Consider the following 25,593-nt stretch of genomic DNA (forward strand, 5'->3'; position numbering starts at 1 on the left):
TCGGCGGTCGCTCAGATCCCGCCGAACGCCCCACGGTTGACGCCGGAGACGAAGGCGCTCCAGGAGTCGGCCGGGAAGGCGAGGGTCGGGCCCGCCGGAACCTTCGAGTCCCGCACCGCGAGCTCCTCGCGCAGCGGGGACTTGACCTCCACGCACGCACCGTTACCGGTCGAGTAGGAGGACTTGGTCCACGCGGGGGTGGCGCCCTGACGAATAGCCATTTTCACTCCGAGTTAACTGAGGGTGACGAACCAGGTGATCTCCGCCAACCGCCTGTCACGGTTGGCGTGATCGACGCTACTCGCCGCCCAGCGGATCGGAGGAGTCGATTCACTCGTGTGGATGGCATGTCCCAATAGGCCCTACCGACACAGCAGTTGTGCGTGTACGGTTCGTCTTTTTGCCGCTGGCAAAGTCCAGTGACAACTGATTCAGGGCGGTCGGGTCACGCTGCGTGACGGCCCGGTGGTCGCGCGCCGGTCGCGCGCCGGTCACGCGTAGGACTTGGCGATGTCCTCGATGAACTGCCGCGACTGCTCCACGTTCAGCGCCTGGGCCCGCAGGTGCTCGTACATCACGCTGTACTTCTGGACGTCGTTCGGCTTCTCCAGGTACAGGTCGCTGGTGACGCCCTCGATGTAGACCACGCTGGAGTCCGACGCGTCGGGGAACTCCAGGATGGCGTACTGGCCGTTGAGCCCCGGGTGGGCGCCCAGCTCGAAGGGGATCACCTGCACCGTGACGTGCGGCAGCTGCGCCTGCTCGACCAGGTGCTCCAGTTGCTCCCGCATCACCGCCCGGTTGCCCACGATCCGCTTCAGCGCGGCCTCGTCGAGCACCGTCCACAGGCGCAGCGGGTTCTCCTGGGCGTTGATCCGCTGCTGGCGGCGCAGCCGCACCTGCACCCGCTTCTCGATGTCCGCGGCCGCCGTCTCCGGCAGCGCGCCGGTGATCAGGGCCTCCGCGTACTGCCGGGTCTGGAGCAGGCCCGGCACCACCTGCGGGTCGTAGACGCGCAGGCTGGCCGCGTCCGTCTCCAGGCCGATGTAGACGCTGTACGGGATGTCGCCGAAGGAGTGCCACCAGCCCTGCTGGCGGGAGTCCTTGGCCATCTGCATCAGCGAGTCGACGATCCGCTGGTCCTCGACCTCGTACACCCCGCAGAGGTCGCGGACGTCGCGCTGGCTGATGGACCGGCGGCCGTTCTCGAGACGGCTGATCTTCGACTGCGAGACCAGCAGCCGCTCCGCCACTTCCTCGGCCGTCATGCCCTTCTGCTCACGGAGCCGGCGGAGCTCCTGGCCCAGGCGGCGGCGCCTGACGGTTGGGTTGACACTGGACGCCACGGACGGCACCTCCGGCTGCGTACCTCAACTTTGCGTATCTGCTGTTCAGCAGATTGCCACCTGGGTGTGCGCCACCGCTGGAAAACGGCGGACAATCGCTGCGCACGCGTGACGGCATGGCCACATGACATCCCTACCGGGTGAGAATCCCGAACGCCGGTTCACGCTTTCGGGTGGGACTTGGCGGCGCGCGTTGACACACGTCCGGGAACGGCTCACGCCCGGACGGGCGGCGGACCGGTGGGGTCCACCGCCCGTCCGGGCGTGCGTGGGTGCCGGGGTCAGCGTGCGACGGCCCGGGCCATCGGGCCGGGATGCGGCTGCGCCGCCACACCCCTGACCGCCTGCTGCGGCGCCGTCGCCCGCCCGTGCGCCGGAGCGGCCGGGCGGCCGTTCTGCGCCTGGGCGGCCCGGCGTGGTTGCGCCGCCGCGCCGTTCTGGACGTCCATCACGGCGTGCGCCACGAGACCGCCCATCGGGTCGTGCCTGATCAGGTCCCGCAGCCGGGAGCGGGCCGAGCGGCCCTCGTTCCCCGGGTACAGGTGCTTGCCGAGACCGACCGCGTGGGCCAGTGCGGCGAGCGCGGCGGTCCGGGGGTCCGGTGGGACGCCCGTCTTGATCGCCGTGTCCAGCCGGGATCTGATCTCCCGGCTGATGGCCGTGTCCGTCGCCTGGTAGCGAGTCGTCGGCAGCACCCCGCACATCGGACCGGCCACGGCATGCACCATGCCGCACCGCTCCAGGTGAGCGAGGTAGGTCTGGCGGAGCCCCAGCCGGGGTCCGCCGATCCAGTGGACCGCGCGTACCGGGGCGCCGCGTCTGCGCAGCAGCTCCAGTGCGTGGTCCAGAGTCGGATCTCCTGTCGGCCGTGGCATCACCACGGAGATACGATCCCCGTCCGGGGCTATCCGTCCGGCCATGGCCAGCTCGACGAGCTGTGCTCCGGCCAGACCCAGGTCGAGCGACTGAGGCTGTGCAGTGGTGCCCGTGGCCGGGTCCAATGCCAGCAGCAGAAGCTCCTCCGGAAGTGTTCTGCGGCTCTTGCCCATCCATGCCTCCCCGCGTGGATGTACGACAGGGTGACCCCTCTCACAGTCATCTGTCGAGAGTGCGGGTCCGCAATCGGATGGAACCGGCAGGTATGTCGTTCTCGTCCTTGCGGAGGGGCCGGGTGCGCGGACGCGACACTGGAACCGGGTCCGGACGGTGGCCGCCCGGCGTTGACGGTCGGCTGGTTGGGCAGGCGCACGGGGAGTGCGCGGCGTATGGAGGAGGCATTGGTGGCGGGCGAGTCCCCCGACAGGTCGAAGCAGCGAGAGTCCTCGGCGGGTACGACGCCGGGCACGGGGGAACCGGTTGCGGAGACCGCCGCGGTGTCGGCGGCCGCCGATCCGCGTGCCGCCTTCGCCCGGACCGCCGTGGCCGAGGCGCCGCGGGACGGTGACGACGACGGCGCCGACGCGCCCTCCGCCGCCTTCGCGGCTTCCACGGCCTCCATGGTCCCTCCGGAACACTCGGACGGCCCTGACGGCTCCGACGGCTCCGCACGCGCCTCCGAGGGCGCCTCCGTGGACGGCGAGGACGCCGGGGGCCGCGGGAGCGCGGAGCGGCCCGAGGAGGCCCAGGAGGGCGCCGACGCCTCCGCGGTCGCGGAGGAGGACTCGCGCCCGCGCTCCGCCGCCTCCCCGCAGCTCGCCACCGGGGAGCGCGGCGAGGCCGACGCCCACGACGCCTCCCAGGGGGACGCTGCCCAGGGGGACGCCGCCGAGGAGCGCGCCACCGCGGACGACACGACGGTCCGCCCGGACGGCGAGCCGGAACAGGACGCCGGGCCCGAGGACGAGCCCGCCGCCGAGCGGAACGGGGACGACGCCCCGTCCGCCGCCGAGCCCGCCGCCGGGAAGCCGGGGTCCGGCGATGACGAGCCGGAGTCGGAGCGTGTGGTGCCGGCGTTCGGTGCGGCTTCGGGTGTGGATGCCGGGGAGCCTCTGGCCGACGGGGAGGCGTCCGCTGCCGACGAGGGTTCGGCTGACGATGCGGCGAAGGGCGAGCCGGAGGCGACTGCCGCCGCTGGGAAGCCGGAGTCGGGCGATGACGAGCCGGAGTCGGAGCGTGCGGTGCCGGCGTTCGGTGCGGCTTCGGGCGTGGATGCCGGGGAGCCCTTGGCCGACGGGGAGGCGTCCGTCGACGAGCGGCCGGGCGACGACGCGGAGAAGGACGACCCGAAGGCCGAGGCTTCGGCCGACGACGAGGGTTCGGCTGACGATGCGGTGAAGGGCGAGCCGGAGGCGACTGGCGGCGCCGGGAAGCCGGGGTCCGGCGGTGACGAGCCGGAGCCGGGGCGGGCCGTGCCGGCGTCCGGGGCCGCCTCCGGCGTGGACCCCGAGGCGTCGGCTGCCGGCCAGGTGAAGGGCGAGCCGGGGTCCGGCGTGGACGACGAGGCGTCGGCGCCGGAGGACGTCGCAGCCGACGACGCGGTGAAGGACGAGCCGTCTCGCAAGCCCGCCGCGCCGGCCGAGGACGGGCACGGGGACGATGACGGCCCCGCGGCCGAGACGGCCGACGCGGACGACGAGGCCGACGCGGACGCGGACGAGGACAGGCGGCCCGCGTGGGCTGCCGGTCCGCTGCCGGCGGAGGAGAAGCGCGACGCGACGCACGTCCTCGGCAAGGTCGCGCCACCCGCGGACAAGGCGGCGAAGAAGCCCGCCGCCAAGCCCGTGGACCAGCCCACCACCGCGATCCGCCTCGGCCGCCCCGGCGCCGAGCGCCCCCTGGACCAGCCGACCACGCAGCTGAAGGTCGGCGCGGCGGAGGAGCCGTCGACGCGGAAGCCGTCCGCGGCCCCCGCGACCCCCGCGGCTCCTGCCGCCGGGGCGTCGGCGACCGAGACCACCGCCATCCCCCAGATCGGCCCCGAACGCACCACCCAGCAGCCGCTGCCGCCGAAGCCGCCGCTGGACCTGCTGGCCGAGCTGACCAACACCCCGCCGCCGCCGGACACCCTGCCGCGCCGGGTGATGCGCCGGGTCAAGATCTGGACCCCCGTGGTGCTGCTGCTGGCGGTCGTGCTGGCGATCGTCCAGATGGTCCGCCCGCTGCCCGAGCCCGCGCTCGTGCTGACCGCGCAGGAGAGCCACCGGTTCGACGGCGACCCGGTCGCCCTCCCGTGGCCGGGTGAGGGCCAGGGCTCGATGGACGTCATCGGCATCGGCACCGTCGACCGGTTCGGCGACCAGAAGCCGGTCCCGATCGCCTCGGTCACCAAGTCGATGACCGCCTACGTGATCATGAAGGAGAACCCGCTCAAGGTCGGCGAGGAGGGCCCGATGATCACCATCGACGCGCTCGCCGAGAAGGAGGGCGGCTACGACAAGCCCGGGCAGGACGAGTCCACGCTCAACAACGTCAAGGAGGGCCAGAAGCTGAGCCTCCGCGACGCGCTCTCCGCCGTGATGATTCCGTCCGCGAACAACATCGCGCGCCTGCTGGCCCGTTGGAACGCCGGCTCGGAGGAGGCGTTCGTCGAGAAGATGAACAAGACCGCCGACGAGCTCGGGATGAGGAACACCACCTACACCGACCCCTCCGGTCTCAAGGAGTCGACCGTCTCCACGGCCGACGACCAGGTGAAGCTGGGCGTCGCGATGATGAAGATGCCCGGCATGGTGGACATCACCAACAAGGGCTCCTGGAAGGACCCGTCGGGGCGGATCCACTACAACTACAACACCCTGGTCCCGTACGACGGAGCGATCGGCATCAAGACCGGCTCGACCACCAAGGCCGGCGGCAACCTGCTCTTCGCCGCCACCAAGGACGTCGACGGGGAGACGGTGACCCTGGTCGGCGCGATCCTCGGGCAGCACAAGCCGTACATCCTCGACACCGTCAACGCGGTCTCGAAGACGGCCATGCTGGCCACCCAGGACGCCCTGACCTCGGAGACCATCCTCAAGAAGGGCGACGTCGTCGGTTACGTGGACGACCGGCTCGGCGGCCGCACGCCCGTGATCGTCTCCGAGGACGTCAAGGCGGTCGGCTGGGCCGGGCACGAGGTCAAGCTGACCTTCGACCCCAAGGAGAACCTGCCGCACGCGGCGGCCGCCGGGACCGAGGTCGGTTCGCTGACGGTCGGCGACGGCAAGGGCGGAGCCGTCACGGTCCCGGTGCAGCTCCAGAGCGACCTGGCGGAACCGGACGCGGTGGCCAAGCTGACCCGCGTCGCCTGAGCCCGAGCCCGAGCCTCGGCCTGAGCCCCGTCGCGGGACGCCGACCAGGCGTTCCGCGGCGGGGCGTCGTGCTAGCGTCGCCCGGCAGTGGGCCGGGGCCGGCCCGGGGCCGCGCGACGGGAACCTACGGACGGGACAAGGGAGTTCCAGGACGTGAGCACAGCGGATCGGGCGCGCGCGCCGCACTCCACGGCCTCCGCCGACGCGCCGCGGGTGCCCGCGCCGGCCGGCCGGCCCGCCGCCGAGCACCTGCCGCCGTCCACCGGAACCCCGCGTCCACCGGGCCCCGGGCCCGCCCCGGAGTCCGGCCCCGGCCGTCCCCCCGAAGCGCCGCGCGAGGCCCGGCCCGGCACCGACTCCGCCGCCGACTCCGCCGCCGGGGCCACCGCCGGAACCACCGGCACCACCGGCACCGCCCGCCCCGCCACGACCGCCCGCGCCGTTGCCGTCCTGCGCCATCCGGCGACCGTCGTCACGGTCCTCGCCGGTGCCCTGCACGTCCTCTGGTTCTTCGCGTTCGCGAACAGTGGCGGCGACCTGGCGGCCCAGGACGCCTGGGCGGAGTTCGTCGGACGTCACCCCGACTCGGCCTACAACATGGCCTGGTACGGCGGGATGCACCCGGTCTCGTACAGCGTGGTCTCGCCCTACCTGATGCACCTCCTCGGGGTGCGGACCACGATGATGCTCTCCGGCACCCTTTCCGCCGGGCTGCTGACCCTGATCCTCTGCCACGCACGCACCGGCCCCGCCCCGCGTCCGGCCCCACATGGCCGCACCGGTCACCGCCATGTGTGGCCCGCCGCCCTCGCCGGGGTGTTCGGCCTGTTCTGCAACGCCGTCTCCGGCCGGGTCACCTTCGGCCTCGGCGTGCTGTTCGCGCTGGCCGCGGTGGCCGCCGTGTTCTGCGTGCCGCGACGGTGGCGGCACCGGCGCGGGGCACGGGCGGCGTGCGTCGTCCCGCTGGCCGCGCTCGCCACCATGGCGTCGCCGGTGGCCGGGCTGTTCCTGGGGCTGATCGCCGTCGCCCTGTTCGTCCAGCGCCGCCGCCCCGGCGCGTGGGCGCTGGGCCTCGGCCCGTCGCTGGTGGTCGCCGTGTCCGCCTGGATGTTCCCGTTCTCCGGGACCCAGCCGGTGGGCCTGGGCACCATCGCGCTGCCGGTGGCCATGGCCGTGCTGGTGTACGCGGTGACGCCGACCGACTGGACCACCGTCCGCGCCACCTGCGCCGTCTACGGGGTCGCGGTGGTGCTGGTGTGGGCGATCAGCTCCCAGATCGGCTCCAACATCACCCGCCTGGCGATGCTGTTCGCCGGTGTGGCGCTGCTCGCCGTGCTGCCGTTCACCGAGCCGCGCTCCCGGCGCTGGTACACGGCGCTGCTCTCCTTCGCGCTCTTCGTCGGCTGGGTCGGCGTCAGCACGGTCGGCGACGTGGTCAGCATGAAGCCCGACGCCATCTGGGCCCGTGACGTCGCCCCGCTGATCGACCGGCTGCGCCGGAGCGGCACCGGCGCCGACCAGGGCCGCGTCGAGGTCGTCCCGGCCAGCTCGCACGCCGAGTCCTCCGCCCTGGTCCCCTACGTCAACCTGGCCCGCGGCTGGAACCGTCAGGCCGACCGGGAGCGCAACCCGCTCTTCTACGACGGCACGCTGAACGCCGTCACCTACCGGCAGTGGCTGAGCCGCTGGGCCGTCCACCAGGTGGTGCTGCCGCTGCACGGCAGGCCCGACGGGGACGGCGGCCGGCAGGAGCGGGAGCTGATCGAGGGCGGGCTGCCCTACCTGGAGGAGGTGTGGTCGGACGACAACTGGCGGCTGTACGCCGTCACCGACCCCACCCCGCTGGCCGACCCGCCGGCCGAGGTCGTCCGGGCCGACGAGGAGGAGCTCACCGTGCGGGTGCCGCGTCCCGGCCGGTACACCGTGCGGGTGGCCCACTCGCCGTGGCTGGGCCTCTTCGACGCGGCGGGGGAACTGGTGCCCCCGCCGGAGCCGGACGGCCGGAACCTGCGCGGCTGCCTGACGCCCGGCGCCGAGGACGCCTGGGGCGTCGCCTGGACCGTCCTGGACGCCCCGGCCCCGGGCACGTACCACCTCGCGGCCCGCTACCGGATACCGCGCGGCACACCGTGCCCGGAACCGGACCCGTCCTAGGCCTCCACCGGGTACGCCACGTCACAGACCGGGTCGGTGGGCCCCGCGGCGGGCCAGTCGGCGAAGTACACCTCGCGGCACGGCCCGGCGACCCGCAGGTCCCGCTCGCCGACCCACCGCTCCACCGCCTCGAAGGCGTTGAGGATCATCGGCTGGGCCACCTCCGCCTTGGTGATGCGGGTGAACGCCAGCCGGCGGGACGGCTCCTCGCGCACGGTGACGCCCTTGCCGTGGCGCGCGGCCCACGCCCGCGCGGCCTCCGCGTCCCGCACCGGCACGCAGACCTCGGCGGGGCCGTCGCTCTCCTGCGACACCTCCGCGTGGTAGGCCACGAACGGCGCGGCGGCGACGCCACCGCACTCCTCGGCGGCCACCCGCTGCAGCCGGTCCAGCGTGCCGCCGATCCAGTCCGGCAGCTCGCCCAGCAGGACGTGCCGCTTCAGGGAGAGCACCGTGCCGCCCGGCGCCTCCGCCGTCTCCACCGTGTACCGCTCGTTCATCGGGGAACTCCTTCCGCCCAGTCGCGCACGGAGGAAGTCCACGAGCGCCCGCTGCCCGGCGAGCCGCGCCTCGACGCCGGCCCAGTAGGCGCGCACCCGCTCCGCGGCCGCCGCACCGTCGCCGTCCATCAGCGCCATCACCTCGGCGACCACCGCCAGCGGCATGTCCAGGTGCCGCAGGTGCACGATGGTCCGGGCCCGCTCCACCTGCTCCCGCCGGTAGTAGCGGTAGCCGGTCGCCGGGTCGACGTACGCGGGGGGCAGCAGCCCCAGCCGGTCGTAGAGCCGCAGCGCCTTCGCGGACAGGCGCACCCTGGCGGCGAACGCGCCGATGCTGATCAGCCCGTCGCCGCCACGGATCGCGTCAGTCATGCCCGAAGCCTCCTCCGTCACCGGACCCTCGGCCCGGTGACGGGGAGACTGGGCCCTGCCCCTGGGGCAAGGTCAACGCCGTCGCCCCCGGAGCACCCCGGAACCCCGGAGCACCCCGGAACCGGCCGGATCAGCCGAGGACCTTCTCGATCGCGGCCACGACCTCGTCGGACTCCGGCTCGGTCTGCGGCGCGAAACGGGCCACGACCCGGCCGTCCCGGTCCACCAGGAACTTCTCGAAGTTCCACCGGACGTCACCGGTGTGCCCCTCGGCGTCGGCGAACGGGGTCAGCAGCCGGTACAGCGGGTGCCGCCCGTCCCCGTTCACCTCGACCTTCTCGGTCATCGGGAACGTCACGCCGTAGGTCGCCGAGCAGAACTCCGCGATCTCCTCGGCCGACCCCGGCTCCTGCCCCATGAACTGGTTGCAGGGCACGCCCAGCACGGCGAACCCGCGCTCGGCGAACCGCTCGTGCAGCTTCTCCAGCCCGTTGTACTGCGGCGTCAGCCCGCACCGGGACGCCACGTTCACGATCAGCAGCGCCGTCCGGCCGGCGTACTGCCCCAGGTCCGCGGAGCCGCCCTGGAGCGCCCCGATCTCGACGTCGAACACCGCATTCTCTGCCTTGGTCATGCCCGGAGCCTAGCCGGGCCGGCGCGCGCACCGGAGCAGACCCGAACCGATGACTTTCCGGCCCGCCGCCGGTCTCCGGTGCGTACCGTCCCGTACCGTGCGGCCCGTCGCACGGACGCGAACAACCAGTGCAGCCACCAGTGCAGCCCACCAGTGCAGGGGAGCCCCTCCGGATGCGTGTCGTGATCACCCAGTTCATCAGCCTCGACGGCGTCACCCAGGCGCCCGGCGGTCCCGAGGAGGACACCGACGGCGGCTTCGCCCACGGCGGCTGGACCGTCCCGCACTTCGACGACGAGGTGGTGGGCGGCGCCTTCGACGCGGCGCTCGAGGGGGCCGGCGCCCTGCTCTTCGGCCGCCGCACCTGGCAGGTGATGGCGGGCGCCTGGCCCGGGCGGGCCGGCGACCCCTTCGCGGACCGGATGAACGCCATCCGCAAGTACGTCGTCACCGACAGCCTCGGCGACGCGGACCTGACCTGGGAGAACACCGTCCGTCTCCCCGGGGCGGAGTTCCCGGGGCGGATCCGGGCCCTGCGCGAGGAGGAGGGCCGCGACATCGTGGTGATGGGCAGCGCCTCGATCGCCCGCGCGCTGATGAGCGAGGGGCTGGTCGACGAGCTCCGCCTGACCCAGATGCCGGTCGTCGTCGGCGGCGGCAAGTCGGTCTTCCCCACCGACGGCACCCTCACCACCTTCCGCCTGGCCTCCGTCACCACCAGCCCCAAGGGCGTCAACGCCCTCGTCTACCGGCGCGCCGACGCGTGACGTGACGGGCCGCGCGGGCCGTCACAGCCCGCGCAGCGCCCCGTACAGGTCGGCAGCCGCCCGGCAGAGCACGCCGCCGTCCCGCACCCGCGCCGGTGTCCACCCGTTGGGAAGCCGCCCCGTGCCCCTGCCCGTCATCCCGCCATCCTGGCAGGACCGGGAGCACCTGGAGCACGGCCGGCGGGAACGGCGGCCGTCGAGGGCGGGGTGACCGGTGCTCGCATACTCAGGTGAAGGTGAGTAGGCGCACTCTGCGGGGCGGACGGGCGCGGCGACGACGATGAGGCCATGACCTCGAACAGACTCACCCCCTCCACGAACCTCCACCACCTGCTGTCGGTCCTCGCCCTCGCCGGAGTGGCGGCGGCCGCCTGGGCCGGATGGCTCGGCTGGGACCAGCAGCGCGACGTCCACCCGGACGGGCACACCACCGGCCCCTACGAGGCCTGGCAGGTGATCGGCCTGGTGCTGACGCTGCTCGGCGCGGTGGTGCTCGCCGCGTCCCGCCGCCACCACGTGGGCGCGGTGCTCGGCACGGCGACCGGCCTGGCCGTCGCGACCTGGTACGACTGGTCGGACGACGGCAGCGGCCTGTTCGTCGTCGGCGTCTTCCTCGTCACGGCCGCCGCCCTGGCCGGCACCACCCTCACCTGCGCCGTGACCGCCGCGGTGACCCGGCGCCGGGCTGCCTCCCCGCACCCCAGCGCGTAGACCACCGCCCCCGGTCGGCGGCCCCCGGGAGGGCGGGCCGCCCCCGGTCGGCGTCCTACCGGGTGCCGCTACCGGCCGGCGCCCGTTTCCGGCCACTCGCGGTCGACGGGTGCCTGTCGGGCCGCCTCCGGTCGATGCCCTGTCGGAGGCGCTGTCGGGGACGCCGTCCCCGGTCAGGGGCGCCGGCGGGCGGCTCGGGTCGCTTCCCGGGCCACGGTCGTCCCACGCCCGCGCGCTCGCGCAGCCGTGGTGCGGATCCGGGCGGACTACCGCAGCCACGACGCGTAGGCCACCGCCGGGCGTGCCTCCGGGCCGCCCCGGTCGGCCGGCCCCGGCGGGGCCGCTCCCGGCGGGGCCGCTCCCGGCGGGGCCGCTCCCGGTCGGCGCGCGGGCGGCGTCGCTGCCCGGCCGGCGGGCACGGTCAGGGGCGCTCGCGGCCGGTCCGGCGGGCGGTTCGGGTCGCCTGCCGGGCCACGGCTCCCGCCCGCCCCGCGCGCTCGCGGCACCACACCGTCGTCGCCCGGTACGTGGCGGCGGCCTGCCCGGGCGGGTTGTGGTGCGGCAGCAGGCGCTGCGGGTCCATCGTGACCGCCGCCCGCGCCGCGAACTGCTCCCACAGCCGCGCGGCGGAGGACACCGGCAGGGGGCCGAACCGGGTGATCAGGACGGCGCTCACGCCGAGGCCGATCCCCAGACCCACGTAACGTCGCACAGGACGGCCGCGCCGTCGCCCGAGAGTTGTCGCCATGCCCGCACGCTACGACCGGGGCCCGCCGCCGGACATGAGTCGCCGTACTCACCACCCCTGGGTAGCCCGCCGGGCCCCGGGCCCCGGTCCCGCGCCGGCGCCGTGCGGGGCCGCGCCGTGGCCGACGAGGCCCCGTTTCCGGGGCGGGGCTGAGGGCAACCGGGCGTCATGGCCGGTGAATCGACGACATGGCTCCCCTGGAGCACCGCACGGCGCGCCGCGAACAGCACCGCGATGGACCGCGCGGCCCGCGCCGGTTTCGCCGCGCGCGGCGTCCTCTACCTCCTCATCGGCGCCATCGCGCTGCGCGTGGCGTTCGACCCCCACAACGGCGAACAGGCCGACCGCTCCGGCGCGCTCGCCGAGATAGCGGGCAAGCCGTTCGGGTCCGTGCTGCTGTGGGCGCTGGGCATCGCGACGGCGGGGATGGCGCTGTGGCGCCTCTCCGAGGCGGCGTTCGGCGCGTCCGGCCCGGACGGCCACAAGGCGCACAAGCGGCTGTTCTCCGCCTGCCGCGCGGTGTTCTACGGCTTCGTCGCCTACTCGGTGCTCGCCTTCGCCGCCGGCGAGGGGGGCGCGGGCTCCTCCGACCGGCAGTCCCGGGACGTGACCGCGCGGGCGCTGGAGATGCCCGCCGGCCGCTGGCTGGTCGGCGCGGCCGCGCTCGGCGTGATCGCCGCCGGCGTGTGGATCCTGGTCCGCGCGGTGCGGAAGAAGTTCCGCAAGCACCTCAGGACGGCGGCGATGAGCCGCAACGTGCGCCGCACGGTCGACGTCCTCGGCGTCTGCGGCGGCGTCGCCCGCGGCGTCCTCTTCGGCACCGCGGGCGTGTTCGCGCTGATCGCCGCGGTGCGGTTCGACCCCGACAAGGCGAAGGGCGTGGACGACACGCTCCGCGCCTTCACCCAGACCGCGGCAGGCCCCTGGCTGCTGGTCGCCGTCGCCGTGGGCCTGATCGCCTTCAGCGGCTTCTCCTTCGCCAGCGCCCGCTACCGCAGGACCTGACGCAGGCCGCCGGTCGCGGCGTCGGCGCACGTGCCGCCGGCCGCGTGCGTCAGGGCACGCCGCCGGCCCGGCCGCGGGCGTCAGGAGATCGCCCGCAGCCGGCCCTGCCGAGGCCGCGCGAGCCGTTCGACGGCCCGCGCGGTCTCCTCGTCCGCCGGCAACAGGACGACCAGCTGCTGGGCGTCCGCCTCCAGTTCCAACGTCTCGCGCTCGAGGCGCAGTTCGGGCCCGGACGGATGGCGCAGGCGCAGGATCCCGCGTCGCGGGACGGCGTGACGGTGCAGGCGGCGGGTGAGCTCCGGCCCGGCGGCCGGGGCGAGTTCGGCCGTGAACCACTCGGAGTTCTCCACCGAGGGCGCGTGCCACAGGTCGAAGGCCTGCGCGTCCGCGACGTCGTCCCAGTCCGCGAAGAGCATGCGGGCGCGCGGGTCCGTGAAGACGTACCGGGTGAGGTTCGGGATGCCGCCGTCGTCCGCGTCCAGCAGTCCCGTCCCGTCCATGACCGCCTCGAAGCCGCCGGTGCGGGCCAGGACGTCGCCCAGCCGGTTGGTCACCACGGCGATCCCCGGCTCGAGGAGCCGGAGCGTCCGCAGGACCGTCGGCCGGACCTCGCGGGGCGGCGGTACGGGCCGGTGGTGGGCGGTGCACTCACCGCCGGTGATCTTCGTCAGGTAGCGCAGGTGGTCGCGTTCGGCGGGGGTGAGGCTCAGCGCGTCGGCGAGCGCGTTCACCACCGCCACCGACGGGTTGCGGTCCCGCCCCTGCTCCAGCCGGGTCAGGTACTCGACGCTGATGCCGGCCCGGGCGGCCAGATCCAGCCGCCGCAGCCCCGGCGACCGGCGGCGGCCGTGGTCCGGCAGCCCCAGCGACTCCGGCTGGATGCTGTCCCGCTTGGCCCGGACGAAGTCCCCCAACGGTGTCCCCATGCGCCGCAGCCTAGGCGCGGACGCGCCGTTCGCGCAGTGCCCAGGGTGGCCCTGCCGGGGCCGGTCTCCGCACGGTCTGGCCCGCCCCGCGGCGCCGCGCCACGGTGAGGGGCATGGAGAAGAACGGCACCACCCACCGGCTCGTCATCATCATCGGCAGCGTCCGCGAGGGCCGCTTCGGTCCCGTCGTGGCCTCCTGGGTCGCCGAACAGGCCGCCCGGCACGGCGGTTTCGACGTCCAGGTCGTCGACCTCGCCGACATCGACCTCCCGCTGGCCCTGCCCGCCGCGCCCCCGGCGCTCGCCGGCGACGACTACCCCCGCCCGGCCGGGATGGCGCCGCTGACCGCCGCCCTCGACGGCGCCGACGCCTTCGTCGTCGTCACCCCCGAGTACAACCACAGCTACCCCGCGGCCCTGAAGGCCGCCATCGACTGGCACTTCACCCAGTGGACCGCCAAGCCGGTCGCCTTCGTCAGCTACGGCGGCGCGGCCGGCGGCCGTCACGCGGCGCTGCACCTGGAGAACGTGCTCACCGAGCTCCACGCGGTGACCATCCGGGACGGCCTGGCCTTCCCGAACTACTTCTTCACCTGGCAGGACGGCCGCCCCCTCGACCCCGAGACCCCCGGCTACGCCAAGACCCTCCTCGACCAGCTCGCCTGGTGGGCCGCCGCCCTGCACACGGCCCGCGCGACGGCGCCGTACCCGGCGTAGCCGGTTCGGTCCCGCGCGGCAGCGCAGGCCGTGGACAGGTCCCCGGCTGTCCGTCCCGACGATCGGCCGGGGACCTGCCGCACCCCGTCCGGTCGTCCCGCCGAGCCCGCGCACCTGGGCCACGCGCCGTTCCTGCTCCGCGTTCTTCCCTTCGAGCACTTCCGTCGACCCGCCGTGCGCCGGAAAGGGCTCCGCTAGCATGATCGCCGACGATGTTGACGCGCATGGCGCTCAGCCGGGTGGGGATCGGGGTCGACATGGAGTTGACGACGGACGCGGTTGTCGATGAGCTCGCCGGACGGGGGATGTCGTTCGACCGGGCGGCCGCCGAACTGGACAGAATCATCCGTGGCGCGGATGACGACGAGTTCCTTTCGCTGTTGGTGCGGGCCGGATGCATTCCGGAGAGATACCGCCATGATTCGACCGAGGAGAAGCTGTACGCCAAGGCGATGGATGCGATCGTCGCCGAGTCCCTTCGGCGGATCGGGTACGCGGCCGAGGTATCCCAGGAGAGGTCCAACTCGGCGGACGTCGTGGCAGCGGGGGGATCGCCGGAGCACTCCCTGGTGGCGGACGCCAAGGCGTTCAGGCTGTCCCGTACGGCGCTGAACCCCAAGGACTACAAGATCGAGGCGTTGAGCAAGTGGCGCAAGGGTGCCGACTACGCGCTTCTGGTCGCCCCCATCGCCGGATACCCGGAGGGAGAAAGTCGCCTGTACGTGGAGGCCGCCAGGTATCAGGTGACACTGCTCTCCTACTCGCACCTCGCCCTCATGATCGCCTCGGAGTCCGGGCCGTCTCCGCTCGCCAGTGTCTGGGCGCGCGGTGTCGACAGCACATCGGTCACCCTGGGCGCTCTGCAGTACTGGACCTCACTGGACAGCTCCTTGCGTGACGCCCTTTCCTGGGACCAGGCGAACTGGGCAGAGGCCAGGAGGGAGTACTTCCAAAGCCTCCTCTTCACGGCGGAGGAAGAACTCGCCTACTTCGACCAGGTGAAGGGCGACATCGCGGCCATGAGTCGCGAAGAGCTCGTCGACGTCGCTGTGGACGCGCTCAAGATCGACAGCAGGATGCGAACCATACGAGCGCGGGTCGCCAGATCAAGGGCCCTCATGAACGCGATGGAGGACCGGCAGCAGTAGTCGGTCGACGGCGCCGCGCATCAGCGGGACGAGAAGCTGAAGCCCGGAATGTTCTCGTAGATGGTCTCCGCGATCCGGCGGCACACGGCGTTCACCGCGTCCTGCTGACTCAGCATCTCCTCCGTGAGCTCACCGAGCCGGGCCTCGGCGGCGGAGACGAACGCCAGAGTCGCGGCCACGTCATCCGGCCAGTCAGCCGCAGCCGCACGACGCAGGGCTGTGGTGATCAGCGCGACGGTGCTTGGCGCTTCACGCGCCAGGCCCATCGCGCCTGCTGCAGCCGAGGGCCTGGCAACCAGTACCAGGGACGTGTTGATCGCGGCCGACTTCATCGAACGAGGACGGTGCGTCCGTTCGATCGTCAAGGGCCACAGTTGGGTGATCTTCAGCCCGGCCCGCACGTAGGCGGCGATCAGTGACGACCAGCCGCTGATGGAGCTGTGGGCGTAGCAAACGGTGATCACGCCCTCTGGCTTGACGACCCGTCGAGCCTCCCTCAGCACCTGCGTCATGCCCGTACTGAAGTACGTCCAGGCGTCTGCCGTACTTCCCTGACGTCGGGGAGCGGCGGTCAACTCCCTGGTCGAGTCGGTTCTGGGATCGCTGAAAATCTCAGGGAAGCTGCCGACCAGGGCCATCCTCTTGAAGGGGTAGATGCAGTCCGCGAGGATGCTGTAGTAAAGATTGTCGTAGTACGGCGGGTCGGTGACGACAGCATCGAAAAAGGCGTCGGGATACGGCATCGTGCGGGAATCCCCGCGGGTGATCTTGGCTTCCTGGTCCGCCGCCACCGGGACTTGGTCCACACCGGCAGCGATGCGCTCGAGTTTTGCGTACAGATTGGCCGGCCCGCGCAAGAGCGGGTCGATCTCGACGAAGTCCCAGAGCATGGGCATGCCGGGACCGGAGAGACCGCGTCCCACCTGCTCGTTCTGCGAGATCCACATACACAGTCGGGAGTTCCAGTCGGCCAACTGGTCGACGAGGCCGGAGAGGAAGGCGGCAATCGCCTTCGCTCGGGGCTCGCCGTACTTCTCCTCCCAGGGCCTCTGCCGTTCGCTCAGAATCCTGCACAGGCGAGTGAGGACGGCGAGTTGCCGCTCCGTGAACAAGGAGGCAACGGTTTCGTGGCCGTACACGGTGGGGTTCGTGATGCCGGACCAGGCCGGAATCACGACCTCAGGAACCTGGAGCCCGAGCGCGGCACAGTCTTCCTTGATGATCCGCTCGGCGACGGCATCGGTGATGAATTCGTGCGGATGCGTCGCGGGGAGGAAGTGCTTTCGCTTGTCGAGTTTTGCGACCGCCGTCAGTTTGTCGGCCGAGGCCGTGCGGATCAGCTCGGCGATCTCCTTCCTGTCGTACTCGTGGCGACAGAACAGACAGCGCAAGGTGTTTCGCCCGCTCCAGGCCGAATGGCCGGCTTCCGCTGCGGAGATCGAATCGACGACACGGACGTCGAACGACTTGGTGTCGAAGTCGGGCTGCTGCACGACGGCACGCTGCCTCCCTGCCTTCTTGGAGAGCCAGGGTCGCTTCTGGAGCGGCATCTCGGTGCCGCAGCTGGTGCACGCGGCGGATCGGCTCCAGAAGTAGCAGATGATGTTCTCGGTGTCCCGGGCCGGGTAGAGGTCGCGGGTCTCGGCCTTGAGTTGGTCCAGGACCTCCCTTCCCTCCAGCATCAGGAGATGCCGTAGCTGCGGGCCGGCGGACCTGCGCAACTCGAGGAGCGCCTTCGCCGTGAAATAGGCGAGCTCGTTGTTCTCCATCCCGTACATCTCGACCCCGAGGCGCGCGCCCGCAAGAGGGAAGGTGGCACCACCTACGAACGGGTCGAGAACCTTCGCTGCTTCTGCTGGTCGAGCGGGGTCGAGCGAGGCGGAAATGAGATCTGCCGCCGTGGAGAACGGGCGGCGAGCCCACCAAGTGAATACTGTGTGCGGAGAAGAGGCGCGCTGGTACCTTTCGGAGGTGCCCGCTTCGGAGATGGTTGCGACATCGAGATACTGCTCAATCGGACGCTTCTGGATCTCCGTCACGGATTCTCCTTAGGACACATCAATCGGCCCAGTGTCCCATAGCCGTGTGTGCTCCGTGGAGCGCGGGCCACGGGGCCGGCCGCTCGGTCGGGCGGTGCGAGGCCGGCCACTCTCCACCGCGTCGCCCCGTCCGCCGGCGCCTGGACGGTCCGGCCGGGCGATGCGCGCACGGTACGGCCCGCTCCTCACGGGGGTCGGCGTCCCGTGCAGGAGCGGGAGATGCCAAGGGCCTTGGTCGGGTCGAACCGACGGCACCCGCGGCGGTGTCACTCCTCGGCCCGCACAGCGGGACGTGACGTGCGCGGACCCGGGTCGGGGCCTCCCGCGCCGGCCGCCGCCCGTCGCGCGGCGGCCCGGCCGGTCCCCTCGGCGGCGGCGAGGAACACCACGGCGAACAGCAGCAGAGCCGTGCCGGACAGGACGAGCGCGCCCGGCCGCTCGCCGAGGACCAGCACGCCGATGACCGCCGCGGTGAGCGGCTCCACCAGGGCCACGACGGAGGCCGTGGTCGCCTTGACGGCGCCGAGGCCGGCGAAGAACAACGTGTACGCCAGCGCCGTCGGCACCGCCCCCAGGTAGAGGACCAGGCCCAGCGTCCACGCCGGACGCCCCGCGTCGGGCAGCAGGCCCTCCAGCAGAGCCGCCGGCAGGAGGCAGACCATGCCGACCGCGAAGCCGGTCACCGTCGATCCGAACGCGCCGCCGGCGTTCTCCCGGCCGGAGAAGCGGCCCAGCAGCGTCACCCCCGCGTAGCCGGCGGCGGACAGCAGCGCGCATCCGATGCCCGGCAACGGAGCGGGGCCGGTGCTCCCGTCCGCGCCGCCCGTCAGCAGCACCAGGCCGACGACGCCGCTCGCCACCGCGGCGGTCCCGGCGGCGCCGGTGCGCTCGCCCAGCGTGAGCCGGGCTCCGACGGCGACCAGCACCGGACCCGCGCCCAGGGTCACCACCGTGGCCACGGTCAGCCCGGCCTGCTGCACCGCGGCGAAGTAGGCCGTCTGGTAGACCGCCAGCCCGAAACCGGTGATCAGGGCCCGCCGCGGGTCGGCCGTGAACGCCGCGCGCAGCGACAGCGACGTCTCCGGCCGCCGCCGGGACCGCCAGGCACGCCGGACCAGGTGGGCCGCCAGGAGCAGGGCGAGTCCCGCCAGGAACCGCCAGAACGAGACGGCGACGGGGCCGATCCCGCCGGCGTCGTACAGTTCGGCGGCCACGGCACCGCCCGTGCCCCAGGCCGCGGCCGCGATAGCGACGTAGAGAACACCCCGCCGAACGGGCAGGGACGTAGAGGACTGCACCTGAGGTCTCCTCGATCGATTGCCAACACGTCGTGTCCGTGGGCAACCCGCGCGGCCACCCCGTGTCCCAGAGGTGGCTCGGCGCGACCGCCCGCTCTAGGCGGCGGGCGGCGGAGGCGTCAGGAGCAGCTGCATGTCATCAACCTGTCCATCGATGGGCTAGGACCCGGCGAGCCGGGCGACGAAGTCGTCGACCATGGCGATCTGCACGTCCTCGGTGAAACGTCCGGGGTCGAAGAGGGCCTGGACGACGAGTCCGTGGACGAAGGCGACGGCGGAGGCCGCCAGTTGACCCGTGTCGGCGTCCGCGGGGATCTCCCCGAGGCCCCGTGCCGTCTCGAGATGAGGGCGGAAGGAATCGCGCAACCGCGTGTAGCGAGCGCCCTGTTGGGCGGAGAGCGCCTCGTCGGCGAGGGACAGGTCCCAGGAGCTGACCCAGATGCGGTTGCGGGCGGTGTCGGCCGGAGTGAGCGGCAGGATGTCCAGCAACCTGGCCCGTACGGCGGGCAGGCCGCCGGCGGGAGGAGTCCGGCGCGGGCGTCCCGCCGTGTCCTGTTCCAGCAGGTCCAGCGCGTGCGTGACCAGAGCGCGCTTGCTCGGGAAGTAGTGCGTCAGCATGCCCGTGGAGACGCCCATCCCGGCGGCGACCGCGCGCAGTGTCAGACCACCGAATCCCTTGGCGGCGAGGACGCGCCACACCGCCTCGCTCACGTCCTTGCGGCGGGCTTCGTGATCTCCGGGTGCGGGTGGCGACATGGCGGCTACCCTACATACCAAACGCTTGTTACGTACATTCCTCTCCGTCCACGCCCGTCCGTCCACGCCCGTCCGTGCACGCCCGGCCAGACCCGGAAGGCAGAACGCCCATGTTCACCGTCCCGCTCGACGACCACGCCCGGCTCCGTCCTCTGGAGCCCTGGCAGGCACCGGAGTTCCTGGAGCACATCGACCGGGCCCGCCCCCTGGTCGACCCGTGGATCCCCTGGGCGTCGCTCACCACCGACCTGGCCTCGGCCGCATCGACCCTCCAGCGCTACGCCGACCTCGCGTCCTCCGACAGCGGCCGGATATTCGGGATCTGGCTGGACGGCGTGCTGGTGGGCGGCGTCATGTTCACCCGCTTCGACGCCTCCTCGGGCGTGTGCGAGATCGGCTGCTGGCTGGAGGAGGCCGGACAGGGCCGCGGACTGGTGACCCGCGCCTGCCGGGCGCTGATCGACTGGGCCTTCACCGAGCGCGGGATGAGCAGGGTCGAGTGGTGGGTCGCCGCCGGCAACACCCGCAGCATCGCGTCCGCGCGCCGCCTGGGGATGAGCCGGGACGGCGTGCTCCGGCAGCGCTATCCGCACCGCGGGGTGCGGCACGACAGCGAGGTGTGGTCGGTCCTGGCCCAGGAGTGGCCGCCGGAGGAGGCCCGGTCCCTCGCGCCCGGGCCCCTGCGCATGTCGGAGCCCGAGCCGGCGCCCGAGGCCGAGCCCATGTCGGAGTCGGCGCCCGAGTCCAAGTCGGAGCCGACGCACGAGCCCGAGCCGGAGCCCGCGTCCGCCTCCGGCGACCAGGCGGAGATCGACCGGCTGATGGACCGGTTCATGGCCTCCTTCACCAACACCGGCGGCCGGCGCCCCGATCTGGAGGTCATCCGCGAACTCTTCGTCCCGGAAGGGCAGATCGTCTCGAACACCGGCGACGTCCCCGTCGTCATGGACCTGGACGCGTTCGTCCAGCCGCGCCAGAAGATGCTCACCGACGGAACGCTGACGGAGTTCTCCGAGTGGGAGGTCTCCCGGCGCACCGAGATCTTCGGCTCGGTCGCCCACCGGTTCAGCGAGTACCGCAAGTCCGGCGTCCGGGACGGAGCGCGCTTCGAGGGACGCGGCCACAAGACCACCCAGTTCCTGCGGACCCCGGCCGGCTGGAGGATGTCCTCCATGGCCTGGGAGGACGAACCGGCCCGGCACCCGGAGTGACGGGCGCGCCCCCGGATCCGCAGCTCACGGCCACCACGTCCTCCTGGGCGCCCGCCGTTTCACTCCTCCCTCAGGAGCCACGCGGCGATGTCCACGTCCCGTGGATGCACAGGCTCCGACAGCACCACGCCGGTGGTGGTGTCACCCATCTCCGAGAGGTGCTCGATCACCTCTTCGAGGTGCTGGGCGTCCCGGACCGCGATGGTCAGCTCGTAGCAGTTCTCCCCGGTGACGTGGACACACGACAGGACGTGGCCCATGGCGAGCAGCCGGTCGCGCAGGGTCCGGGCGTTCCGGGCGGACCGGAGCCGCGGGCGCAGCGAGACGTGGGCCCGCAGGCCCAGCCCCAGCCGGTCCAGGTCGAGGTGGACGCCGTAGCCCTTGATCACACCGGAGTCCTCCAGGCGCCGCACCCGCTCGGCGACCGCGGGCCGGCTCAGGGACACCCTGCGGCCCAACTCGGCGAGGCTGACGCGGGCGTCGCGGGAGAGCTCACGGATGATCGCGAGATCCACCGCATCGGCTGCTCCTGACGTTCGGGAACCGGACATGCCGCGACACCTTCCGTTCGACGGTGACAGCGCCTGCACCCCGTCGGAACGCCATGGCCGGACGGGCGACGGCAGCCTAGCGTGATCGCCCATGAGAGCCACCGTGCTGGAAGGGGTCGGGCAGGTCCGTCTCGTCGACGTTCCCGACCCGGTGATCGAGCGGCCGAGCGACGCGCTGGTGAGGGTGTCCCTCGCCGCCGTGTGCGGATCCGACCTGTGGCCGTTCCGGGGCCAGGAGTCGTTCACGCCGGGCGACCGCATGGGCCACGAGTGGATCGGAGTCGTCGAGGACGTCGGCGCGGGCGTGACCCGTCTCCGCGCGGGCGACCTCGTCCTCGCGCCCTTCGCCTTCGCGGACGGCACCTGCCGACCGTGCCGCGACGGGCTGTTCACCTCCTGCCCCGACGGCGGCTTCTGGGGCGGCCACCACGACGGCGGCCAGGCCGAGGCCGTACGCGTGCCGTTCGCCGACAGCACGCTCGTCCCGGTGCGGGCGGAAGCGGATGCGGAACCGGACGCCGAGCTCCTGCGTCGCCTCCTCCCGCTGACGGACGTCATGGCGACCGGTGCCCACGCCGTCTCCCTGGCCGGCGTCCGGCCGGGTTCCACCGCGGTCGTCCTCGGGGACGGCGCCGTCGGGCTGTGCGCGGTGCTCGCCGCCCGCCGCGCACGGGCCGGGCGGATCATCCTCGTCGGCCGGCACCCCGACCGCGGTGACCTGGCCCGGCGCATGGGGGCGACCGATGTCCTCGCCGCGGACGACCCCGCGACCGCCGCCTTCGTGCGGGACGGGACCGAAGGCGGTGCCGGCGGCGTCGCCGAGTGCGCGGGGACCCAGTCCGCCCTCGACCTCGCGCTCGACCTGGTCCGGCCCGGCGGCACGATCGGTTCCGTCGGGGTTCCCAACGGCGTGGACCGCGTCGACCTCTACTGCCTGTTCCGCCACAACATCGCCCTGCGGGCCGGGGTGACTCCCGCCCGCCGCTACCTGGAACCACTCCTCGCCGAAGTCCTCGCAGGCCGGCTCGACCCCTCACCGGTCCTGTCCACCGAGCTGCCCCTGGACGACATCGCGACCGCCTACCGGGCCATGGACACGCGCCAGGCCATCAAGACCGCCGTCCGGCCATGACGCACCTGGCGCGGTGGCCGAGGGCCTCCCCCTCTTCACCACCGACCCCGACGACTTCACAGGGCTGCACGCAGCAGGATCCGGGGCAGTGACCTGGAAAATCCATCACCGGTACCTGTTTGACCTGCACAAATGCGCCTCGTCGGCATGTAGTCGTTCGTGGTGCTTCCCGGCCTCACGTGTGCCGAATGTGTGCTGGCTCCCGCTGCTCCAGTCTCTCTACCGAGCGAGTCGGGCCGGATCGATGGTGAGGGGGAACGGCTCGTCGATCCGGACGGTCTGGCCAGGCAGGACGGTCGCCAGATCGCGGTAGCCGGAGCCGTTGCGCACAGCGGTGTGGAGCGTGGGGGCGGGCTCCAGGTCGACGCGCCAGTAGTGCTCGATGCCGGCCGCGGCGTACAGGGCCGGCTTGAGTTTGCGGTCGGTGAGACGGGTGGCCGGTGAGGCGATCTCGACGACGAGGAGCACAGCGGCGTTGTTGAGGACGACGCCTGCCTCGCCAGCTGCTTCGGCATCGGCGACGACAAGGTCAGGGATGAGAAGGCCGTCGGGCACGCTGATGTTCACAGCTTCCAGCACCTCGACGTCCGCGCCGGCTTCGTCGGCGGCTCGCTCCAGCAGGGCGGCGAGCCGGCGTGAAGCCCGCTGATGGGGCACGCTGGGGGCGGGAGACATCAGTAGCGCCCCTCCGACGAGTTCGACCCGCTGATGCGTGTCCTCGCCGAGAGCGAGGACATCGTCCACGGTCCACGGGCCCACGTGGTCGTACGCGACACTCATGCCTCCACCCACCTTCCGACATCTGGGCCCATGGTTGCACCGGTCGTACTTCGTCCGTGCCCCATTGCCGATGGTTCACCCGGATACGGCCCCGGACGCCCGGGCCACCGACCATCAGACCACGCATCGCAGAAGCAGGCACAGAGGTGTGTCTCAGCCGTTGCTCGGTCTCGGGGGTGTGATCGGATGGTGCCGCCCATGCTGTGGCCGGTAGCGGCAGGTCGAGACACGTCAAATGTGTTGATCTTGGCTCGTAGCCGCAGCTCCTCGCGCTCGTCCGCCTCTACGGCGGAGACCCGGACGGCGCCGCCGAAGCACTCCGGCCGGTCCCCGACCTGCCGGTCACCCACCGGAACAAGGGCACCGTCGTCTCCGCGATGCGCGTCCGTCAGGCCGTTATGGACAGCCCGGCGCATACCGCCCTCGCCGCATGGAACTCGGTCGAGGAGATCGAAGCCTTCCTCGCGGCAGGCCGCCCGGCCCTTTCCGCGCGGCTAGTTTCCGGCGCCATGTACCCGCTCAATCGCACGGGCCAGCGCCTCGCGTTACGTGAACTCACCGCCGATGACGCCGACGCCGTGTCTGCCATCTACGGCAGCCCGAAGGCCACGGAGCATCTGTCCTTCGAGCCGCGCAGCCGTGAGCAGGTCGCCGAGATCGTCGCGAGGTCCATCGCTTCCGCCGAGGTGATCCCACGCACGGAGTACGCGCTCGCGGTCGCGGAGAACGACACCGGCCGGTTGATCGGGTTCGGCCGCCTCGCCCTGGACCCGCACCAGCAGCGCGGAGCCACCTTCGGCTTCGCCTTGAACCCCGACGCCTGGGGAGTCGGCTACGGCCTGGAAACGGTGCGGCTCCTTCTGGGCCTCGATTTCGAGAATCTCGGCCTCCACCGCATCTGGGGTGGACGCTTGCCTCTCAACGAGGCGTCGGCCAGACGATGGCGGCTGCGGGCATGGTCGAAGAAGGCGTCATCCGCGCACACGTCCTCAAGGGCGGCCGATGGCGAGACTCCGTCGTCCACGCCATCCTCGATCGCGAGTGGATGGCCCTCGTCAGCGGCTATGAGAACTCTGCACGAGCCCAGCCGGAGGGACACGAACAATGGACGACCCTACGAGGGCCCGTCTCCAAGCGTAGGAGTCGGTTCGGTGGTCGACTCCCGTGCTACTGCCGCCGCGCTTTGAGTATCCGGACAACCTGACTGAAACCGTTGTCCGGTCCGTCGGCTTCCCCTGAACCGGCTGCACACCGGTGATGTCAGACCTGGGTGTCAAAAGGCCCCGGACCATGATCGGTCCGGGGCCTCGCCTGGTGCCCCCGGCAGGATTCGAACCTGCGACACCCGCTTTAGGAGATCCCTCCGGACGGGGCTGTGACCTGCGCAAACACGGGGGAACGGGCTACTGGCCTGCGGAAAGCGTGCTGGGTGGTTCTCGCGAGTTCGTGCCGCTTCGCGCCCTCATGTGTGCCGGATGCGTGCTGACGGACTGCGGCGTAGGCGCTCGGGTGTGTCAGACCTTCTCGATGCGAACCGGGTGGTCGGCGAGAAGCTGGGTCATGTCGTCGGTGTCGGAGGTGAAGACGGTCACCTGGATCCCTGATGCGGTCTCTCGGGCGGCGATGGCTGCGAGGACGGCGTCGATGGCGTACTTGTGCCCGTGCAGGCCGGCGGTCTTCAGCATCTTGCGGGCTGTCGCGATCACTTCGTCGTCTGTGTGGACGACGCGGACGCGGGACAGCATCCAGTTCCACAGGGACTGCTTGGCGCCCTCGCGCGGGTCCCATGCCTCCAGGGTGGTGAGCGCCGACGTGATGATCGGGATGTCCAACTGCGGGGCTGCCTTGATCAGGGCGGTGACTTCCCGGTTCCCGTGGACGGCCTTGGACAGGGCTTCGCAGTCGAAGACGAAAAGCCGCTGTGGCGGGCGACGAGGGGCCGTCCTGAGGACGCGGCTCACGCGGCCTGGTCCGACTGCGACTGCCGCTCGTCGTGCCAGGCGTCGACGGCGGAGATGCGGTCCAGCGCGGCCTGGTACTCGCCGTCCGTAACGGAACCGTGCTCCTCCTCCAGGCGCTCAGCGAGCTCGCGCAAGCGGTCCATCTCATCCTGGTGGGCAGCGGCGGCCGCGATGTAGGCGGACACTCCGCGGGCGTCGACCCGCTCCTTGATCGACTCCACCAGTTCTTCCGGCACAGTGATGGTGATCTTTCGAGTAGCCATACTTCGAGTATGCCAGGCGTCCCACGTGCACTGCCGCGTTTCGGTATCCGGGGTCCGCACCGAGACAGGGTGCGATGTGCGCGGCTTCCTCATGCAGATGGAGAAGGTGCCGCATAGAGGGGTCGCGGTCGGCAGTACGTGTGCCGCAACCGCGGAAGCCCTCCCGTCCGGTGGACGAGAGGGCTTCTGGCCTGGTGTTCTGCTGTGCCCCCGGCAGGATTCGAACCTGCGACACCCGCTTTAGGAGAGCGGTGCTCTATCCCCTGAGCTACGAAGGCAGTGGCGGCGACGGCTTCGCCGCCGGAGACAGTGTAGCGGGTGGGTGGGTGACGGCCAGGGGAGT

The 25,593-nt window shown here is 72.2% G+C and carries 23 protein-coding genes, 1 tRNA gene and 1 pseudogene; 10 read left to right on the forward strand and 15 right to left on the reverse strand.

Annotation, left to right across the window (positions count from 1 at the left end; translation table 11 throughout):
- Positions 1-11: 11 nt before the first annotated feature.
- The 3 genes from ABZ836_RS23755 to ABZ836_RS23765 form a co-directional block, all read right to left on the reverse strand.
- Positions 12-221, reverse strand: coding sequence for a DUF397 domain-containing protein (locus tag ABZ836_RS23755; RefSeq protein WP_356129926.1), 210 nt, complete (start codon positions 219-221; stop codon positions 12-14).
- Between the two features lie 270 nt (positions 222-491).
- Positions 492-1,346, reverse strand: a complete 855-nt coding sequence (locus ABZ836_RS23760) for a helix-turn-helix transcriptional regulator (RefSeq protein WP_356129924.1) — start codon at positions 1,344-1,346, stop codon at positions 492-494.
- Between the two features lie 281 nt (positions 1,347-1,627).
- Positions 1,628-2,395: a GPP34 family phosphoprotein gene (locus ABZ836_RS23765; protein ID WP_356129920.1), complete on the reverse strand. Its 768-nt coding sequence runs from the start codon at positions 2,393-2,395 to the stop codon at positions 1,628-1,630.
- Between the two features lie 216 nt (positions 2,396-2,611).
- Here ABZ836_RS23765 and ABZ836_RS23770 point away from each other — a divergent pair, with 216 nt between their 5' ends.
- Together ABZ836_RS23770 and ABZ836_RS23775 are read left to right on the forward strand one after the other, a co-directional pair.
- Complete coding sequence (locus ABZ836_RS23770; protein ID WP_361145193.1) at positions 2,612-5,578, forward strand: D-alanyl-D-alanine carboxypeptidase; 2,967 nt, start codon at positions 2,612-2,614, stop codon at positions 5,576-5,578.
- 450 nt (positions 5,579-6,028) lie between these two features.
- Positions 6,029-7,732, forward strand: a complete 1,704-nt coding sequence (locus ABZ836_RS23775; protein WP_361145314.1) for an MFS transporter — start codon at positions 6,029-6,031, stop codon at positions 7,730-7,732.
- On the opposite strand, the gene ABZ836_RS23780 is transcribed toward ABZ836_RS23775, so the two are convergent.
- A complete protein-coding gene (locus ABZ836_RS23780; protein ID WP_356129916.1) occupies positions 7,729-8,604 on the reverse strand; it encodes a MerR family transcriptional regulator in 876 nt (291 codons plus the stop codon). The genes ABZ836_RS23775 and ABZ836_RS23780 overlap by 4 nt on opposite strands.
- Positions 8,605-8,734: 130 nt before the next feature.
- Positions 8,735-9,238 carry a glutathione peroxidase gene (locus ABZ836_RS23785; RefSeq protein WP_356129914.1) on the reverse strand — a complete coding sequence of 168 codons (504 nt, stop codon included), beginning with the start codon at positions 9,236-9,238 and terminating at the stop codon, positions 8,735-8,737.
- A 173-nt stretch (positions 9,239-9,411) separates the two neighbouring features.
- Here ABZ836_RS23785 and ABZ836_RS23790 point away from each other — a divergent pair, with 173 nt between their 5' ends.
- Complete coding sequence (locus ABZ836_RS23790) at positions 9,412-10,005, forward strand: dihydrofolate reductase family protein (RefSeq protein WP_356129913.1); 594 nt, start codon at positions 9,412-9,414, stop codon at positions 10,003-10,005.
- Positions 10,006-10,293: 288 nt separating this feature from the next.
- Positions 10,294-10,716, forward strand: a complete 423-nt coding sequence (locus ABZ836_RS23795) for a hypothetical protein (protein ID WP_361145197.1) — start codon at positions 10,294-10,296, stop codon at positions 10,714-10,716.
- A gap of 421 nt (positions 10,717-11,137) precedes the next feature.
- On the opposite strand, the gene ABZ836_RS23800 is transcribed toward ABZ836_RS23795, so the two are convergent.
- A complete protein-coding gene (locus ABZ836_RS23800) occupies positions 11,138-11,392 on the reverse strand; it encodes a hypothetical protein (protein ID WP_361145200.1) in 255 nt (84 codons plus the stop codon).
- Between the two features lie 306 nt (positions 11,393-11,698).
- Between ABZ836_RS23800 and ABZ836_RS23805 the strand changes: the two genes are divergently transcribed.
- Positions 11,699-12,469 carry a DUF1206 domain-containing protein gene (locus ABZ836_RS23805; protein WP_356130281.1) on the forward strand — a complete coding sequence of 257 codons (771 nt, stop codon included), beginning with the start codon at positions 11,699-11,701 and terminating at the stop codon, positions 12,467-12,469.
- Positions 12,470-12,549: 80 nt separating this feature from the next.
- On the opposite strand, the gene ABZ836_RS23810 is transcribed toward ABZ836_RS23805, so the two are convergent.
- On the reverse strand, positions 12,550-13,395 hold the full coding sequence (locus tag ABZ836_RS23810; protein WP_361145203.1) for a helix-turn-helix transcriptional regulator: 846 nt from the start codon (positions 13,393-13,395) through the stop codon (positions 12,550-12,552).
- A 113-nt stretch (positions 13,396-13,508) separates the two neighbouring features.
- On the opposite strand from ABZ836_RS23810, the gene ABZ836_RS23815 reads away from it, so the two are divergent.
- The gene (locus ABZ836_RS23815) at positions 13,509-14,111 is read left to right on the forward strand and encodes an NAD(P)H-dependent oxidoreductase (RefSeq protein ID WP_361145206.1); all 603 of its coding nucleotides are present in this window, start codon (positions 13,509-13,511) and stop codon (positions 14,109-14,111) included.
- Positions 14,112-14,335: 224 nt separating this feature from the next.
- Positions 14,336-15,259 carry a HindIII family type II restriction endonuclease gene (locus tag ABZ836_RS23820; RefSeq protein WP_356129903.1) on the forward strand — a complete coding sequence of 308 codons (924 nt, stop codon included), beginning with the start codon at positions 14,336-14,338 and terminating at the stop codon, positions 15,257-15,259.
- Between the two features lie 20 nt (positions 15,260-15,279).
- Here the strand turns inward: ABZ836_RS23820 and ABZ836_RS23825 are convergent, their stop codons facing one another.
- The 3 genes from ABZ836_RS23825 to ABZ836_RS23835 form a co-directional block, all read right to left on the reverse strand.
- Positions 15,280-17,298, reverse strand: a complete 2,019-nt coding sequence (locus ABZ836_RS23825; protein WP_361145209.1) for a hypothetical protein — start codon at positions 17,296-17,298, stop codon at positions 15,280-15,282.
- Between the two features lie 266 nt (positions 17,299-17,564).
- Positions 17,565-18,596 carry an EamA family transporter gene (locus ABZ836_RS23830; protein WP_356129899.1) on the reverse strand — a complete coding sequence of 344 codons (1,032 nt, stop codon included), beginning with the start codon at positions 18,594-18,596 and terminating at the stop codon, positions 17,565-17,567.
- A gap of 159 nt (positions 18,597-18,755) precedes the next feature.
- Positions 18,756-19,352, reverse strand: a complete 597-nt coding sequence (locus tag ABZ836_RS23835; RefSeq protein ID WP_356129897.1) for a TetR/AcrR family transcriptional regulator — start codon at positions 19,350-19,352, stop codon at positions 18,756-18,758.
- A 110-nt stretch (positions 19,353-19,462) separates the two neighbouring features.
- On the opposite strand from ABZ836_RS23835, the gene ABZ836_RS23840 reads away from it, so the two are divergent.
- Positions 19,463-20,563 (forward strand): GNAT family protein, encoded by a 1,101-nt coding sequence (locus ABZ836_RS23840; protein ID WP_361145214.1) that lies wholly within the window; start codon positions 19,463-19,465, stop codon positions 20,561-20,563.
- 59 nt (positions 20,564-20,622) lie between these two features.
- Here ABZ836_RS23840 and ABZ836_RS23845 read toward each other — a convergent pair whose 3' ends face one another.
- A complete protein-coding gene (locus tag ABZ836_RS23845; RefSeq protein ID WP_356129893.1) occupies positions 20,623-21,078 on the reverse strand; it encodes an Lrp/AsnC family transcriptional regulator in 456 nt (151 codons plus the stop codon).
- 127 nt (positions 21,079-21,205) lie between these two features.
- On the opposite strand from ABZ836_RS23845, the gene ABZ836_RS23850 reads away from it, so the two are divergent.
- On the forward strand, positions 21,206-22,246 hold the full coding sequence (locus ABZ836_RS23850) for an alcohol dehydrogenase catalytic domain-containing protein (protein ID WP_361145217.1): 1,041 nt from the start codon (positions 21,206-21,208) through the stop codon (positions 22,244-22,246).
- Positions 22,247-22,465: 219 nt separating this feature from the next.
- Here ABZ836_RS23850 and ABZ836_RS23855 read toward each other — a convergent pair whose 3' ends face one another.
- Entirely contained in the window at positions 22,466-23,026 is a 561-nt protein-coding gene (locus ABZ836_RS23855; protein ID WP_361145220.1) for a Uma2 family endonuclease, read from the reverse strand.
- Between the two features lie 509 nt (positions 23,027-23,535).
- Between ABZ836_RS23855 and ABZ836_RS23860 the strand changes: the two are divergent.
- Positions 23,536-24,071 (forward strand): annotated as a pseudogene (locus tag ABZ836_RS23860) (GNAT family protein); the annotation flags it as partial.
- 469 nt (positions 24,072-24,540) lie between these two features.
- Here ABZ836_RS23860 and ABZ836_RS23865 read toward each other — a convergent pair.
- The 3 genes from ABZ836_RS23865 to ABZ836_RS23875 all read right to left on the reverse strand — a co-directional run bounded on the left by ABZ836_RS23865 (position 24,541) and on the right by ABZ836_RS23875 (position 25,528).
- Positions 24,541-24,987, reverse strand: coding sequence for a hypothetical protein (locus tag ABZ836_RS23865; RefSeq protein WP_361145223.1), 447 nt, complete (start codon positions 24,985-24,987; stop codon positions 24,541-24,543).
- Complete coding sequence (locus ABZ836_RS23870; protein WP_356129885.1) at positions 24,984-25,250, reverse strand: hypothetical protein; 267 nt, start codon at positions 25,248-25,250, stop codon at positions 24,984-24,986. The genes ABZ836_RS23865 and ABZ836_RS23870 overlap by 4 nt, the downstream gene beginning before the upstream one ends.
- A 205-nt stretch (positions 25,251-25,455) precedes the next feature.
- Positions 25,456-25,528 (reverse strand) — tRNA-Arg (locus ABZ836_RS23875).
- Positions 25,529-25,593: the final 65 nt, after the last annotated feature.

The sequence above is a fragment of the Streptomyces sp. NPDC047130 genome, from assembly GCF_040643475.1.
Classification (GTDB): domain Bacteria; phylum Actinomycetota; class Actinomycetes; order Streptomycetales; family Streptomycetaceae; genus Streptomyces.

Excerpts from the sequence above, each read along its gene's own strand:
- ABZ836_RS23810 (WP_361145203.1), bottom strand. The coding sequence starts at position 13,395 with ATGGGGACACCGTTGGGGGACTTCGTCCGGGCCAAGCGGGACAGCATC.
- ABZ836_RS23780 (WP_356129916.1), bottom strand. The coding sequence starts at position 8,604 with ATGACTGACGCGATCCGTGGCGGCGACGGGCTGATCAGCATCGGCGCG.
- ABZ836_RS23870 (WP_356129885.1), bottom strand. The coding sequence starts at position 25,250 with ATGGCTACTCGAAAGATCACCATCACTGTGCCGGAAGAACTGGTGGAG.
- ABZ836_RS23785 (WP_356129914.1), bottom strand. The coding sequence starts at position 9,238 with ATGACCAAGGCAGAGAATGCGGTGTTCGACGTCGAGATCGGGGCGCTC.
- ABZ836_RS23850 (WP_361145217.1), top strand. The coding sequence starts at position 21,206 with ATGAGAGCCACCGTGCTGGAAGGGGTCGGGCAGGTCCGTCTCGTCGAC.
- ABZ836_RS23840 (WP_361145214.1), top strand. The coding sequence starts at position 19,463 with ATGTTCACCGTCCCGCTCGACGACCACGCCCGGCTCCGTCCTCTGGAG.
- ABZ836_RS23835 (WP_356129897.1), bottom strand. The coding sequence starts at position 19,352 with ATGTCGCCACCCGCACCCGGAGATCACGAAGCCCGCCGCAAGGACGTG.
- ABZ836_RS23755 (WP_356129926.1), bottom strand. The coding sequence starts at position 221 with ATGGCTATTCGTCAGGGCGCCACCCCCGCGTGGACCAAGTCCTCCTAC.
- ABZ836_RS23820 (WP_356129903.1), top strand. The coding sequence starts at position 14,336 with ATGGCGCTCAGCCGGGTGGGGATCGGGGTCGACATGGAGTTGACGACG.
- ABZ836_RS23790 (WP_356129913.1), top strand. The coding sequence starts at position 9,412 with ATGCGTGTCGTGATCACCCAGTTCATCAGCCTCGACGGCGTCACCCAG.
- ABZ836_RS23765 (WP_356129920.1), bottom strand. The coding sequence starts at position 2,395 with ATGGGCAAGAGCCGCAGAACACTTCCGGAGGAGCTTCTGCTGCTGGCA.
- ABZ836_RS23805 (WP_356130281.1), top strand. The coding sequence starts at position 11,699 with ATGGACCGCGCGGCCCGCGCCGGTTTCGCCGCGCGCGGCGTCCTCTAC.
- ABZ836_RS23815 (WP_361145206.1), top strand. The coding sequence starts at position 13,509 with ATGGAGAAGAACGGCACCACCCACCGGCTCGTCATCATCATCGGCAGC.
- ABZ836_RS23855 (WP_361145220.1), bottom strand. The coding sequence starts at position 23,026 with ATGAGTGTCGCGTACGACCACGTGGGCCCGTGGACCGTGGACGATGTC.
- ABZ836_RS23770 (WP_361145193.1), top strand. The coding sequence starts at position 2,612 with ATGGAGGAGGCATTGGTGGCGGGCGAGTCCCCCGACAGGTCGAAGCAG.
- ABZ836_RS23795 (WP_361145197.1), top strand. The coding sequence starts at position 10,294 with ATGACCTCGAACAGACTCACCCCCTCCACGAACCTCCACCACCTGCTG.